The 13,594-nt window shown below is 60.9% G+C and carries 12 protein-coding genes; 9 read left to right on the top strand and 3 right to left on the bottom strand.

What is annotated here, in order from left to right:
- The first annotated feature begins 62 nt into the window (after nt 1-62).
- The gene (locus tag ACSOSP_RS05040; protein WP_455309888.1) at nt 63-1,280 is read left to right on the top strand and encodes a cytochrome P450; all 1,218 of its coding nucleotides are present in this window, start codon (nt 63-65) and stop codon (nt 1,278-1,280) included.
- A gap of 48 nt (nt 1,281-1,328) precedes the next feature.
- Here the strand turns inward: ACSOSP_RS05040 and ACSOSP_RS05035 are convergent, their stop codons facing one another.
- The 3 genes from ACSOSP_RS05035 to ACSOSP_RS05025 all read right to left on the bottom strand — a co-directional run bounded on the left by ACSOSP_RS05035 (nt 1,329) and on the right by ACSOSP_RS05025 (nt 3,061).
- The gene (locus ACSOSP_RS05035; RefSeq protein ID WP_455309887.1) at nt 1,329-1,622 is read right to left on the bottom strand and encodes a BrnA antitoxin family protein; all 294 of its coding nucleotides are present in this window, start codon (nt 1,620-1,622) and stop codon (nt 1,329-1,331) included.
- Nucleotides 1,570-1,875 carry a BrnT family toxin gene (locus ACSOSP_RS05030; protein WP_455309886.1) on the bottom strand — a complete coding sequence of 102 codons (306 nt, stop codon included), beginning with the start codon at nt 1,873-1,875 and terminating at the stop codon, nt 1,570-1,572. The genes ACSOSP_RS05035 and ACSOSP_RS05030 overlap by 53 nt, the downstream gene beginning before the upstream one ends.
- Before the next feature lie 226 nt (nt 1,876-2,101).
- Nucleotides 2,102-3,061: a LysR family transcriptional regulator gene (locus tag ACSOSP_RS05025; protein ID WP_455309885.1), complete on the bottom strand. Its 960-nt coding sequence runs from the start codon at nt 3,059-3,061 to the stop codon at nt 2,102-2,104.
- Between the two features lie 121 nt (nt 3,062-3,182).
- Here ACSOSP_RS05025 and ACSOSP_RS05020 point away from each other — a divergent pair, with 121 nt between their 5' ends.
- The 8 genes from ACSOSP_RS05020 to ACSOSP_RS04985 all read left to right on the top strand — a co-directional run bounded on the left by ACSOSP_RS05020 (nt 3,183) and on the right by ACSOSP_RS04985 (nt 13,552).
- Nucleotides 3,183-4,199 (top strand): zinc-binding alcohol dehydrogenase family protein, encoded by a 1,017-nt coding sequence (locus tag ACSOSP_RS05020; RefSeq protein WP_455309884.1) that lies wholly within the window; start codon nt 3,183-3,185, stop codon nt 4,197-4,199.
- Nucleotides 4,200-4,375: 176 nt separating this feature from the next.
- A complete protein-coding gene (locus tag ACSOSP_RS05015) occupies nt 4,376-4,957 on the top strand; it encodes a DUF6013 family protein (protein WP_455309882.1) in 582 nt (193 codons plus the stop codon).
- Nucleotides 4,958-5,192: 235 nt separating this feature from the next.
- The gene (gene ku, locus ACSOSP_RS05010) at nt 5,193-6,110 is read left to right on the top strand and encodes a non-homologous end joining protein Ku (protein ID WP_455309881.1); all 918 of its coding nucleotides are present in this window, start codon (nt 5,193-5,195) and stop codon (nt 6,108-6,110) included.
- 81 nt (nt 6,111-6,191) lie between these two features.
- Nucleotides 6,192-9,101, top strand: coding sequence for a DNA ligase D (gene ligD / locus ACSOSP_RS05005; RefSeq protein ID WP_455309880.1), 2,910 nt, complete (start codon nt 6,192-6,194; stop codon nt 9,099-9,101).
- 32 nt (nt 9,102-9,133) lie between these two features.
- Nucleotides 9,134-9,451 carry a hypothetical protein gene (locus ACSOSP_RS05000; RefSeq protein WP_455309878.1) on the top strand — a complete coding sequence of 106 codons (318 nt, stop codon included), beginning with the start codon at nt 9,134-9,136 and terminating at the stop codon, nt 9,449-9,451.
- A 352-nt stretch (nt 9,452-9,803) separates the two neighbouring features.
- On the top strand, nt 9,804-10,403 hold the full coding sequence (locus ACSOSP_RS04995; RefSeq protein ID WP_455309877.1) for a biliverdin-producing heme oxygenase: 600 nt from the start codon (nt 9,804-9,806) through the stop codon (nt 10,401-10,403).
- A complete protein-coding gene (locus tag ACSOSP_RS04990) occupies nt 10,400-12,967 on the top strand; it encodes an ATP-binding protein (protein WP_455309875.1) in 2,568 nt (855 codons plus the stop codon). Before ACSOSP_RS04995 ends, ACSOSP_RS04990 begins: the two co-directional genes overlap by 4 nt.
- Before the next feature lie 120 nt (nt 12,968-13,087).
- A complete protein-coding gene (locus tag ACSOSP_RS04985; protein WP_031356381.1) occupies nt 13,088-13,552 on the top strand; it encodes a response regulator in 465 nt (154 codons plus the stop codon).
- Nucleotides 13,553-13,594 lie beyond the last annotated feature (42 nt).

Genomic DNA, 13,594 nt, shown 5'->3' with positions numbered 1-13,594 from the left:
CCGATGGCGGACGTGCGCGCCGCGCCGCTATGATGACTGCCGATAAAACGACGGAGACCCGCATGACCCCGACCGAACGCGCGCTTGCCTTCGATCTGCGCAAGCTCGACGCCGCGTTTTACGCCGATCCGTATCCGGTCTACGATGCGCTGCGCACCACGCAGCCGGTCAAGGCAATGCCCGATCGCTCGCTGTTTCTCACTCGATACAGGGACGTGCAGGCCGTGTATCGCGATCCGAAAACCTTCAGTTCCGACAAGACGGTTGAATTCGGCCCGAAGTATGGCGCTCATACCCCGTTGTTCGCGCATCACACGACGAGCCTCGTCTTCAACGATCCGCCACGCCACACGCGCGTGCGCAAACTGATCGCGGGGGCGCTGACGGCTCGCGCGATCGCGGCGATGGAACCCGGTCTGGTGCATCTCATCGACGATCTCCTCGATCAGGCCGCAACACGCGGTGAGATCGATTTAATCGACGACTTCGCTTCGGCGATCCCGGTTGAAGTGATCGGCAATCTGCTCGATGTGCCGCACGATGAACGCGCACCCTTGCGTGACTGGTCGCTTGCGATTCTTGGCGCACTGGAACCTGCGCTCAGCCCGGAGCAGGAAGCGCGGGGTAATCGGGCGGTCGCGGATTTCATCGATTATCTGGTGACGCTCGTTGCACGCCGTCGGGCGCATCCCGGCGATCCGCAGCATGACGTGCTGACGCGGCTGATTCAAAGCGAGTCTGACGGGGAGCGGCTGGACGAGGCTGAACTGCTGCACAACTGCATTTTCATCCTGAACGCGGGGCACGAGACGACTACGAATCTGATCGGCAACGGCATCGTGCTGCTGGCGCAATGGCCGCAGCAGCGCGCGCGGTTATTGGCCGATCCGGCGTTGATCGACAGTGCAATCGAGGAGTGTTTGCGCTACGAAAGCTCGAATCAGTTGGGCAATCGGATCGCGACGGCGGATACGCATATTGCCGGGATACCGGTGGCAAGTCGGACGCCGGTGACGCTCTGCATTGGGGCGGCGAATCGGGACCCGGAGCAGTTCGAGGCGGCTGATCAGTTCGATATCGCTCGCGAGCCGAATCGGCATCTTGCTTTTGGGTTCGGAATTCACCAGTGCTCGGGGTTATCGCTGGCGCGGCTGGAGGCGCGTATTGCGATTGGGCGGTTTATTGCGCGGTTCCCGGATTACGGACTCGCGGGGGAGCCGGTGCGCGCGTTTCGGGCGAGGTTTCGGGGATTTGTGAAGGCGCCGGTGAGGGTAGGGTAAGGGCGCCCTGAATGGCACGCCCTGCCTTTGCTCACCCATTCCCGTGATTCAACGCATCAATCCGTGCGATTTTGCGTAATCGCGCAAAGCGGCATTCATTCGCGTTTGCCAGCCGTCGCCTTGCGCTTTATAAGCGTCGACCACGTCCGGGTCGATGCGCAATTTGATCGGCAACTTCGGGTTTTCGAGCTTCGGCCGTCCGCGCGGGCGCAGGATTTCCGTTGCTCGCTCTTGCCCGTAGAGCTCGGGCAAAACTTCTGCTGCAGGTCGCGCACGCGCGAATTCCGCCTCACCCCATTCGGGGTTCTCGTCCAGCATTTCTTCCATGTTCTGCTTGCTCATACCGCTTTACCTCGCGAAGGTTCGCCTTCCGTAAACTGATAACGTGAATCTTGTCGCCACGTGGTGTGAATACCAGCATGTGTAGCCGATCGGCTATGAAACCGAGGGCTTGAAACCTGCGTTCGAGATATATGTTTCGACAATCTTCGACGATCAATGCACTCGACATGACAAAGTCGCGAGCCGCCTCGAACGACAGGCCCCGTTCCTGGATATTTGCTTCACTCTTTTGAGCGTTATATGAAATGCCCATGAATAATGTACCCCCAAAAAAAGGTAAGTACAAGAATTATTTGTACACCCAAAATTTATAACCGTTGTTGGCTGGAATATGACCAACTCAGAGACAGCAAGATGATTTGCCGAAGGATGCATATGACCGAGCGCGCCGACTCGAATTCGTCATTGCATTTCGATACTCCCGCCGCATCGAAAATTTAAGAATACGCATATTCCTATTTCCATTTACGGGATGACGACTACTGCATCACTCTTTGCGGATCCACATCCCAGTAAGGCGGATCGCCGAAATGCCCGGTCAGGAAATCAATGAATGCCGTCGTTTTCGGCGGTACGAATGCGCGGCTCGGGTACACGGCCCAGATGGCCACCGTTTCCGCGAGCGGATAGCTATCGAGCACGGTCACCAACTCGCCGCTGTGCAGAAACGGCGCCACGCTCCACGTCGATTTCAAGCCGATGCCAAACCCGGCTAGCAATGCGTCGCGAATGACTTCCCCGTTGTCCGTCTCGAGCCGGCCGGACACGCGCACGTCGATGGTCCCGCTCGGCGTGACGAACCCCCAGTCTCGTTGGCCTGACAGGATCGCGCACTCGTGCTGCGCGAGATCGGCCGGGTGGCGCGGCGTGCCGTGCTCAGCGAGGTACGCCGGCGATGCACACAGCACGCGGCGATTGCTGGCGAGTTTTCTCGCGACGAGCGTCGAATCCTTTAACGCGCCGATACGCACAGCCAGATCAATGCCTTTATCGACGAGATCGACTATCTGGTCGGTCAGGCGCAAGTCGAGGCTCACGCCGGGATAGCGGCGCAGGAATTCAGGAATGACCGGTGACACATGCTGACGCCCGAGCGAGGACGGCATGGTCACGCGCAAACGCCCTTGCGGCTGTTCGAACGCGCGCCCGACCGAGGCGCGCGCGGCATCGGCGGCGTCGAGCAAGGCGCGGGCGCGCTCGGCAAAAATTTCGCCTTCCTGCGTGACGCTGATGCGCCGCGTCGTCCGATGTAAAAGCCGCGTGCCAAGCTGGCGTTCGAGCTGGCCGAGGCGGGCGCTCGCGACCGCGGCCGACAACCCGAATTCCCGTCCCGCCGCCGACAAATTTGATAAAGCCGCCGCCCGCACAAACAGCGCGACGTCCAGCAAGTCGAGCTGCGCCTTCTGCGGTAATTCGCCCTGCATGTTGATCTTCGTCATCTTCTTGATTATCAATAAAATGTTTCAGCGATTATGACGGTTTCACACGAAGCTGAAAGCCCTTAACATCGGGTCCATGCATTGCACATCCGACGCTTGAAACCCCTTAAGGAGTTCTTTCATGAAAGCCATTGCCCTGACCCGTTACCTGCCGATCTCCAACCCGGAATCGTTGATGGACGTGGAGATCGACAAACCCGCGCCGTCCGGCCGTGACCTGCTGGTGAAGGTTGAAGCGATCGGCGTGAATCCCGTCGATACGAAAGTGCGCGCGCCGAAGGACAAGATCGAAGAAACGCCGCGCGTCCTCGGTTGGGACGCATCGGGCGTGGTCGAGGCGGTCGGCCCGGACGTGACGCTGTTCAAGGTGGGAGATCCCGTGTTCTATGCCGGCAGCATTACCCGGCCCGGTACGAACAGCGAGTTTCATCTGGTCGATGAACGCATTGTTGGCGTGAAGCCCGCCTCGCTCGATTTCTCGCACGCGGCGGCATTGCCGCTCACGACGATTACCGCATGGGAAGCCCTGTTCGACCGGCTGGGGGTATCGGCAGAAGGACACGATGCCGGCAAATCCGTGTTGATCGTGGGCGGCGCCGGCGGCGTGGGGTCGATCGGCATCCAGCTCGCCAAGAAAGTGGCGAAGCTGCAGGTAATCGCAACGGCGTCGCGCCCGGAATCGGCGAAATGGGCGACGAAACTGGGCGCGGATCATATCGTCGATCATTTCGGCGATATGCCGAAACAACTGAAGGACGCGGGTTTCGAGCAAGTCGACTACGTGCTGATCTTCAATGACACGGACAAACATTTCCCGGCCGTTGCCGCCGTCATTGCACCGCAAGGGGGCATCTGCACAATCGTCGAAAACGACAAACCGATTGCCGTCGAATTGCTCAAGGTGAAAAGCGCCGCGTTTCATTGGGAGTTCATGTTCACGCGTTCGATGTTCGGCACGCCGGACATGCTCGAACAACACAAGTTGCTGACCGAAGTGGCGCGACTGATCGACGCAGGCACGATCAAGACGACGCTTGGGGGTGACCTCGGCAAGATCAACGCGACGAATCTGCGCGAAGCGCACCGCCTGCTGGAAGAAGGGCGCGCGATCGGCAAACTGGTGTTGACGGGCTTCTGATTCCCCCAGTGTTTCCATCAGCCAATTCGTTGCACGCTGCGCGCGTGCCCCGGGTTTCCCATGAGAAGCCCGTGGCGCGCGTCGCGCTAGACTGATCGCGCCACACGCGCGGCGCGGCCACCCCGGCGCCGTTGCTGTATGCCCGGCGTGACGGCTGCACACGGAGGGGTTTTCGCATGATCGATCGTTCGGGTTTTATTCAGCTTGGCGGGTCTTCGCAAGGTCGTGTGATTGCAGGCGCCGTGATGGCGATGCTCGCTTGCGTGCTTGAACCGGCAGCTCATGCGACGCCCAGCATCAAGGTGCTGTCGGAAGTCGCTTACGACGGACCGATCAAATATACGGTGAAGATGGCGTCGAAGAACTGGGGCAGCGCGCAGGAAACGCGCACGATCCGTTCGGGCCAGACCGATGACTTTACCTGGCAAAGCAAGCCTGCCGGCGGTTCGCAGAACATTCCGGATGCATGTCCGGACGTGGACTCCATCCGCAACGCAAGCGGTACGACGGTGCGTCAGGTGAAGATCCGTTTCGCCGCGGTGGTCGCGAATAGCGGCGACGCCGACGTCCAGTTGGGCTTCCAGGGCCATGCGCCGCGACCGGCCGCCGCCGTTACCGTGGGCGGCAAGAAGCTTCAATGTCCCACCGATAACTTCTTCAGCCAGCTAGTGCATTTCCAGATGCCCACCGGCGGCACCGAGAAGAACATCACGCTTAGCGACGGTACCAAACTCACGATCAGCGCGAGCCGCAAGTAGCGTCTCGCCGCGCGGGCCAGGCGTTTCGTACCTGACGGCCGACGCCGCGCTGCCTGAGTTGATTGAGCGCGCGCCCAGGCCGGCGCGCGCTGATCCCATCTGTATCCCATCTGGCACGTTTTCTGCGCCGTAATAACGGCCACGCGTCTGTCGACGCGTGTTAATCGTCGTTAGCGTTCTCGAGCGCGTTCATCCCGTCACGCCGTCAGAGCGGTTTGCGGAAAGGCCATTCGCGATGCCACACATGATCTGGAAAGGCGCGATCAGCTTCGGGCTGGTCCACGTCCCCGTGCAGCTCTATCCGGCGACGCAGTCGGAGAAGGTGGGATTCAACCTGCTCGACAAGCGTTCGATGGACCCCATCGGCTACAAGCAATTCAACAAGAACACGGGTAAAGACGTTACGCGTGACAACGTCGTGCGTGGCTTCGAGTACGAGAAGGGCAAATACGTCGTGATGAGCGACGCCGAGATTCGCTCGGCCAATCCGGAATCGACGCAGACCGTGGATATCCTCGCGTTCGTAGAAGCACCCGAAATCTCGTTTCTCTCGCTCGATACCCCTTATTACCTCGCGCCCGATCGCAAGGGCGAGAAGGTGTATGCGTTGCTGCGCGACGCGTTGAAGGCATCGGGAAAAGTCGGGATAGCGAACGTGGTGCTGCACAACAAACAGCATCTGGCCGCGCTGATTCCCGTGGGCCCTGCGCTGGCGCTCAACACGTTGCGCTGGGCGGATGAAGTGCGCGAATTCGATGACTTCAAGTTTCCGGACGAAAACTCGAAGAAGGCGGGGGTATCGCCGAAAGAACTTGAGATGGCGCAGCGATTGATCGATGACATGAGCGATATGTGGAACCCGCAGGATTATCACGACACGTTCCGCGAAGACATCATGGCGCTCGTCAACAAGAAGGTTAAGGAAGGGAAGACGGAGGAGGTGTCGGAGGCTGAAGAGGGTGGGCCGAGCAAGGCGTCGGCGGAGATCCTCGACTTGTCCGAATTGTTGAAGCGCAGTTTGAAGAAGGAGAAGCCGGCGCGACGCGGCGCTAAAAGCGCAGGCAGCACCGAGGACGATACCGCTGACGCTGAAGCAGCGGAACCGGCAGCTAAACCCGCACGCAAGACAACAATGCGCCGCAAGCGCGCTTAAACCCGTATTACGCGTTCGCGCATGCGTGAAGTTAAGCGTTGAGTCCTTGCATCCGTACGCACCACGAGAAGCGATCCGACCATGGCCGGAAAACCTGCCACAAAACTCGACACCTACCAGCGCATGAGGCGTTTCAACCAGACGCCTGAGCCATCCGGCCTGCCCGCTGAGAAGGCCAAGGCCAGGCGTGTGTCGAAAAAGGCCCAGGCGAGTGCGCTTTCGTTCGTTATCCAGGAGCACGATGCCCGGCGGCTTCATTACGATTTTCGTCTCGAACTCGACGGCACGCTGAAGTCCTGGGCGGTGCCGAAAGGACCGAGTCTCGATCCATCGGTGAAACGCCTCGCCGTGCATGTGGAAGATCATCCGATCGATTACGGTTCGTTCGAAGGCGAGATCCCCGAGGGAAATTACGGCGCGGGCAGCGTGATCGTGTGGGATCGCGGGACGTGGGAGCCGCAGGCCGGGAGCATCGAGGAAGCGCGTGAAACGTACGCGAAGGGCAAGCTTAAGTTCATCCTGCACGGCGAAAAGCTGCACGGCGGCTGGACGCTCGTACGCAGTAACATGCGCGGCAATAGCGACAAAGAGCAATGGCTGCTGATCAAGGAACGCGACGACGAAGCCCGCAACGAGGCCGACTACGACGTGCTGCTCAAACAGCCCGGCAGCGTGATGAGCGACTCGCTCGGCGCACGTTCCAAAAGCGGTGAAGTGCGCGAACGGACCGAGCGTAAGACCGCTGCCAGGACAAGCAGGACGGCGAAGGCCGCACCATCGCCGAAGCGGCCTGCAGTTAAAGATCAGGGTAAGAGCCCGGAGCGGCCGCGGCCGGATATCGTCGCCAACCGGAGTGGGGAATCGCTGCGCACCCTCGCCGGCAACCCCGCGATCCAGGACGCAATACTCGCGAAGCTCCCTGCAACCATGAAGCCGCAACTCGCGACCCTCGTGGACACCGCACCATCGAGCGATGACTGGTCCTATGAAATCAAATTCGATGGTTATCGCGTCCTCGTGCGCATCGATCGCGAAGCTGCATCGAAAGCGAAATCCACGCGGGTCTTCACGCGCAACGGTCACGACTGGACCGACAAGTTCAGCCGTCAGGTCAAGGCGCTTGGCCAGCTCGATGTGGACAGCGCGTGGCTCGATGGCGAAGCGGTCGTGCTCGACGACAACGGCCTGCCCAGCTTCCAGAAACTGCAGAACGCCTTCGATGCCAATCGTCCGCAAGATATCGCCGTCTATTTCTTCGATATCCCCTACCTGAACGGTTACGACCTGCGCGGCGTGCCGCTGGTGCAGCGAAGAGTGATCCTGAAAGCGCTGCTGGAACCAGTCGATGACGACGCGCTGCGCTTCTCCGCCGACTTCGAATTCAGCGTCGATGATCTGCTAAAGAGTGCTTGCGATATGGCGCTGGAGGGGATTATCGGCAAGCGGCGCGACAGCACATATACGCCGGGGCGAAGCAACGCATGGATCAAGCTCAAATGCCGGCGCCGGCAGGAGTTCGTGATCGGCGGGTATTCGGAGCCGACAGGAAGCCGCGGGCAGTTCGGCGCGTTATTGCTCGGCGTTCATGACACGAACGGCAAGCTGCAATACGCGGGGCGGGTGGGCAGCGGCTTTGACGCATCGACTCTGCGTGCCGTCAAGAAGCAACTCGATGCGCGCGAGGTCAAGACCATGCCGTTCGCCAGCGCGCCGAAAGAGCGTAGCCGCACGCCGGTGCATTGGGTCAAGCCGGAACTGGTCGCCGAATGCAATTTTGCTGAATGGACGTCGGAGCGGATTGTGCGGCAAGCATCGTTTGTCAGCTTGAGGGACGACAAGCCGGCGCGTGAGATCGTCAAGGAAGTGCCGAAATCGACGAAGGAGGTCGTGTTGGACGATGACAACGATGAGGGAAAAAAGCCAGCAAAGAAAACAGCGGCCAAGAGCGTAACCAAAGCGACTCGTGCGGTAAAAGCGGCGACGAAAAAATCTCCGGCGAAGACCAGCAATGAAGAGAAGCCGACCAGCAAATCCACGCCGGCTTCAACCAAGCCCACAACGAAAACAGCCGCTAAAAAAACCACGCGTGCTCCCGCCGGTACCGAGCTGGTTGCTGGCGTGAAGATCAGTCATCCCGATCGGGTGATCGATCCATCGACGGGGACCCGCAAGCTCGATCTCGCCCTCTACTACGAGTCCGTTGCGCCCTGGATGCTGCCGCATCTCAAGGACCGGCCGGTGTCGCTGGTGCGTGCGCCTGAGGATATCGGCGGCGAGCTGTTCTTTCAGAAGCACAGCGAGAAGCTGACCATCCCGAACGTGAAGCAGCATCCGGGCATCGATCCAGGTCATCCGGCGCTCATCACGATAGAGAACGTCGGGGCGCTGGTCGGCGCGGCGCAAATGGGCACGATCGAGATGCACACCTGGAACGCGCTCGCGGCCCGGCTTGAGAAGCCCGATCGGATGGTCTTCGATCTTGATCCGGGCGAAGGCCTTGGCTGGGACAGGATGCAGGAGGCCGCGCGCCTCACGCGTGAGTTGCTGACGGAACTCGGTCTTGAATCGTTCTGCAAGACGAGCGGCGGCAAGGGCCTGCATGTGGTCGCGCCGCTTACGCCACAGGCCGGATGGGACGAAGTGAAGGAGTTCTCACAAGCGGTTGCGCAGCATATGGCCAGCACGCTGCCCAAGTATTTTTCCGCGAAGATGGGCAAGCAGAATCGCCGGGACAAGATATTCGTCGACTACTTGCGCAACAACCGGGGGTCGAGCACGGTCGCCGCGTTCTCGCTGCGCGCGCGGCCGGGCATGGGGGCGTCGGTTCCTATCGGCTGGGATGAACTCGATGCCACCACGAGCGGCGATCAATGGAATATCGGCAACCTGCATGAGCGCCTGGACGCGCTTAAAACCGACCCGTGGAGCCAGTACGCGAAAACACGGCAACGCATCACCGCTTCCATGAAGAAGCGGCTCGATATCAAGTGAACGAAAGTAAGGATCACCAAGACGAGGTTGCAATGACTAAGCAGGACAAGACATCGCACGACAACGCCGCCAACGCCACGCGAGAAGGTCCGGCGCAGGATGGCCGCGAACTGGAAAGCAAACATCCAGTACAGCAAAAACGCGACGACGGCGTGGCCGCGCCGCTGCCGCACGAGACCGATCAGAGTCCTGCGTCGCAACAGGAAGATGAACCGCGTGAGGTTGGCGAGCAGGCGCACGAGGATCTGGAGCGCGGCTTGCAGGACACGGACCGCCGCGGCGGCGCGGAGTATCAGGAGCGCACGCAAACGGGTGCGCACACGGGGCAGGGCAGCAAGCGCAAGCGGTGATGTGGAACCGCTGGTTGCTGCCCGTGGTCAACAAAGCGCCGCTTGCGTAGAATGGGCGCGCAGTATTGCAGAACGTGCACGATCTCGTGCGAGCCAAGCTGAGATTGGCTTTCACCCCTATCTGCTGCAGTTGTTTCTACCATTTTTGCGTGCTTGCCGACTGTTGTTTCGGTAATCGATGCCGGTTCGAGGCAATGGGCCTCGGAGAGTTGCTCTCGCGCCCGCCCCGGTTATATTCCGGTCCACGCCGCAGCCACTAAACTGCCGCAACGCCGTTCGCCGGGTCCGTAATGATTACCCGTAGTACGAGTCAACATCGCGGCAAGCCTGCACCAAACCTATTGAATGGATCATGCAATACGATCTCCTGTCCCGTTTGAAAAACGAAACTGCCGAGTGTCATGCGAGGCTGGAAAACGCACTGGACCTGATGCGCCCCGACTGGCCACGAGAGGACTACGTGGCCTTGCTCGAAGGCTTCTACGGATATGTCGCACCGTGGGAGGATGCGGTGGCGGCCTTCATGCCTGCGCATCTGCGTGACTTTTTCGAAGGGCGTTGCAAGGCGTCGCTGCTTGCGTCGGACCTGACGCTTCTGACCGGCGATAACAATCGCGCAAACCGGGTGACGAAAATTGAATGGCTGCCTTCGATGGAGAGCATCGGCCGCGTGTTCGGCTCCATGTACGTGATGGAAGGCTCCACGCTTGGAGGGCGGTTCATCGCGCCACACGTCGCGACTTTGTTCGGTCTGCAAAGCGGCTTCGGCAACGCTTATTTCGAAGGTTACGGATTGCGTACGGGCAGCATGTGGAATGCGTTTCGCGAAACTGCGAGCGCGAACGTACCGCCTGAGCAGTACGACGAGGCGGTGAATGCCGCGATCGCCACGTTTGACGGGTTGCACGGCTGGCTCGGCGAGGTCCGCACGCAATGGGGAGCAACTGCATGAGCAGTGGGCCAGAGCCAGTGTCGCCGGATACGCCGGCCATGCGCGTGCAGGATGATCGCGACGTGTCGAAAGCGGGTTTGGACGGAACCACGCCCGCGGATCGGGAAGCGATATCCGCCGCGCAGCCGGCCCGCCAGACACTGACGGCGGCCGACACGCACGACACGCACGACACGCACGACACGCACGACACGCACGACACGCACGACACGCACGACACGCACGACACGCACGACACGCACGACACGCACGACACGCACGACAAGGGCGCGACGAACGCGCAGTGCGACGCCGAACCCATCCACATTCCCGGTGGCATCCAGCCGCACGGTTATCTGCTGTGCCTCTCCAGCGCGCTTGCGATCGTGCAGGTTAGCGAGAATGTCGCGGTGCTCGTGGGCAGGCCGGTGGAGCAACTGCTGGGCGAGCCGCTGGCCGTGGTCATTGGCGCGGCTGCTGCGGCGCGGGTCGCCCATGCTGCCGCCACCGCGATGCTCGACGAAGCGCCGCTCTATCTCGGCGTGATCGACAACCCGCTCTTCAGTCCGCGCGATGCGGCACAGGAGCACCTGTCCACCGCAACGGACGGTCCTGAACTCGACATCACGATGCACCGGCACGACGGCAACCTGATCGTCGAACTCGAAGTGGCGCGGCATCCGAGCGCAGACGTGTTTGCATCGATGTATCCGCTGGTGCGCACCTTCACGCGAAGCTTGCAGGACGTGGCGACCTTGACCGAACTCGTGGACCTTGCTGTGCGCGAAGTGCGCGCGATGACAGGTTTCGGCCGCGTGATGATCTACAAATTCGACGACGAGGGCCGCAGCCACGTGCTGGCGGAGCACATCGAGGACGGCTACACCTCGTTCCTGAACCAGCTGTTTCCCGCCTCGGACATTCCGCGTCAGGCTCGCGCGTTATATGTGAAACAGCGGGTGCGGCTCGTGGCGAACGTGGACGCGAAAGCCGCGCGGCTCGTGCCGCCTGTGATCCCCGCGACTGGCCGCGCGACCGACCTCACTTATGCGGCGCTGCGCAGCTTCTCGCCGATCCATCTCGAGTACATGCGCAACATGGGTACGCATGCATCGATGTCGGTGTCGCTGGTCGTGCGCGGGCGGCTCTGGGGCCTGATTTCCTGCCACGACCACGACGCACGCCTCGTGCCGTTCGAGGTGCGCGTCGCGATCGAGCATCTTGGGCAGCTCCTGTCGCTGCAGATCGAGGCGAAGGAAGAGCGCGCGGAGACGGCTTATCTGCTCAACCTCCGGCGTACGATGTCGCAGCTCATGGCCGCGCTCGCGGAGCAAGACGACTATCTGTCGGTTCTTAAATCGGCGCCGGACGATCTGTTGTGTTTCGCCGGCTCGACCGGCGCCGCGATCGTGGTGGATGGCAAGGCTACGCTCGTGGGTTCAACGCCGGACCCGGAAACCGTGCTCGCGCTCGCGCAATGGCTCGCGTCAAGCACGTCGGGTGTCTACGCCACCGATTCACTGTCGCAAGCGTGGCCGCGGGCGTCTCGTCACACGGACACCGCGAGCGGCATCCTGACCGTGCCTATCTCGCAGATTTTTCGCAACTACGTGATCTGGTTCCGTCCGGAAACCACGCGCACGATCACGTGGGCGGGCGAGCCGGTCAAACGCGTGTCGGATCACGGCGGCAGCATTGCGCCTCGAAAGGACTTTGCGCCGTGGCTCGAAACCGTGCGCAACCGGTCGCTGCGCTGGCATCCGGTGGAGCTCGAAATTGCGGGTGAATTCCGCTTGGGCATGCTCAACATCGTGCTGCGCCGTGCTGAAGAACTGGCGGAACTCGCGGATGAATTGCGTCGTGCTAACAAGGAGTTGGAGGCGTTTTCGTATTCCGTCTCGCACGACTTGCGCGCGCCGCTGCGTCATATCGCCGGGTATGGGGACTTGCTGCGGGAAAGCGAAGGTGAGACGCTCTCCGAGCGCAGCAAGCGGTTCCTGAACAACATGCTCGAGTCGGCGCGGTTCGCCGGCGTTCTTGTCGACGACCTGCTCACATTTTCGCAAATGGGCCGTGCCGCATTGCGCCCGGTGAGCGTCGACTTGAACGAGTTGGTACGATCGGTCGCGCAGGAATTCAGCGCCGAGACGGCGAACCGATCGGTGGAATGGATTATTCCGGATCTGCCGACGGTGACCGGCGATCCGGCGTTCCTGCAGATCGCGTTGCGTAACCTGTTCTCGAACGCGGTGAAATATACGCGTACACGAGAAACGGCGAAAATCGAGTTATTGGTGAATTCGACAGCCGATGAATACATAATCAGCGTGCGGGATAATGGTGTCGGTTTCAACATGAAGTACGTGAACAAGTTGTTCGGCGTGTTCCAGCGGCTGCATCGCGCGGAGGAGTTCGACGGCACCGGCATTGGTCTCGCGAACGTGCGTCGCATTATCGAGCGGCACGACGGCAGGACCTGGGCCGAAGGCCGCGAAGGCGAGGGCGCCGCGTTCCACTTTTCCCTGCCCAAGGTGTTCAGGACCGAGTCCGCAGCCTCCGAGACCGGCGCCGGCAAACTGCGTTAGCGGGGTACGCCGTCGCCTCGGAACTGAATGCGCCATGCCTGACTGATGACGCCGCGTTTCACCAACTGGCTGTCGAGTGACTGATCTCGCGACCTTTATTTCACCCCGTCATACCGGACCATGCTGAAACCCATTTTGCTTGTCGAAGACAATCCCAGCGATCTAGAACTGACCCTCGTGGCGCTTGGCAAAAGCCAGCTTGCCAACGAAGTGATCGTGGCGCGCGACGGCCAGGAAGCTATCGATTACCTGCGTTGCGAAGGCGAATGGAGCGCACGCAATCCAGGAAACCCCGCCGTCATCCTGCTCGACTTGAAGCTGCCGAAAATCGACGGCCTCGAAGTGCTGGAGACTATCCGTTCCAATGCTGCGCTGAAAGCGATTCCCGTGGTCATGCTGACGTCGTCGCGCGAGGAGCCGGATCTCGTGCGCAGCTACGCGCTCGGCGCGAATGCTTACGTGGTGAAGCCGGTCGAGTTCAACGAGTTTGTGCAGGCAATTGCCGATCTCGGCGTGTTCTGGGCCGTGCTCAACGAGCCGCCCCCCGGGTCAACGCGGCTTCGCCGTCAGTTCGCGCCGGAATGAATCTGGTGCACACTGGCGTCTTCCTCCTGCACAGTGCCCGGC

It is taken from the genome of Caballeronia sp. KNU42, from assembly GCF_053760385.1.
Note: the sequence above shows the minus strand (reverse complement) of the source record. Positions and strands in the feature narration are given on the sequence as shown.

Bases quoted from the DNA above. Each gene is read 5' to 3' on its own strand.
- ACSOSP_RS05040 (WP_455309888.1), top strand. From the start codon at position 63: ATGACCCCGACCGAACGCGCGCTTGCCTTCGATCTGCGCAAGCTCGAC.
- ACSOSP_RS05035 (WP_455309887.1), bottom strand. From the start codon at position 1,622: ATGAGCAAGCAGAACATGGAAGAAATGCTGGACGAGAACCCCGAATGG.
- ACSOSP_RS05030 (WP_455309886.1), bottom strand. From the start codon at position 1,875: ATGGGCATTTCATATAACGCTCAAAAGAGTGAAGCAAATATCCAGGAA.
- ACSOSP_RS05025 (WP_455309885.1), bottom strand. From the start codon at position 3,061: ATGACGAAGATCAACATGCAGGGCGAATTACCGCAGAAGGCGCAGCTC.
- ACSOSP_RS05020 (WP_455309884.1), top strand. From the start codon at position 3,183: ATGAAAGCCATTGCCCTGACCCGTTACCTGCCGATCTCCAACCCGGAA.
- ACSOSP_RS05015 (WP_455309882.1), top strand. From the start codon at position 4,376: ATGATCGATCGTTCGGGTTTTATTCAGCTTGGCGGGTCTTCGCAAGGT.
- ku (WP_455309881.1), top strand. From the start codon at position 5,193: ATGCCACACATGATCTGGAAAGGCGCGATCAGCTTCGGGCTGGTCCAC.
- ligD (WP_455309880.1), top strand. From the start codon at position 6,192: ATGGCCGGAAAACCTGCCACAAAACTCGACACCTACCAGCGCATGAGG.
- ACSOSP_RS05000 (WP_455309878.1), top strand. From the start codon at position 9,134: ATGACTAAGCAGGACAAGACATCGCACGACAACGCCGCCAACGCCACG.
- ACSOSP_RS04995 (WP_455309877.1), top strand. From the start codon at position 9,804: ATGCAATACGATCTCCTGTCCCGTTTGAAAAACGAAACTGCCGAGTGT.
- ACSOSP_RS04990 (WP_455309875.1), top strand. From the start codon at position 10,400: ATGAGCAGTGGGCCAGAGCCAGTGTCGCCGGATACGCCGGCCATGCGC.
- ACSOSP_RS04985 (WP_031356381.1), top strand. From the start codon at position 13,088: ATGCTGAAACCCATTTTGCTTGTCGAAGACAATCCCAGCGATCTAGAA.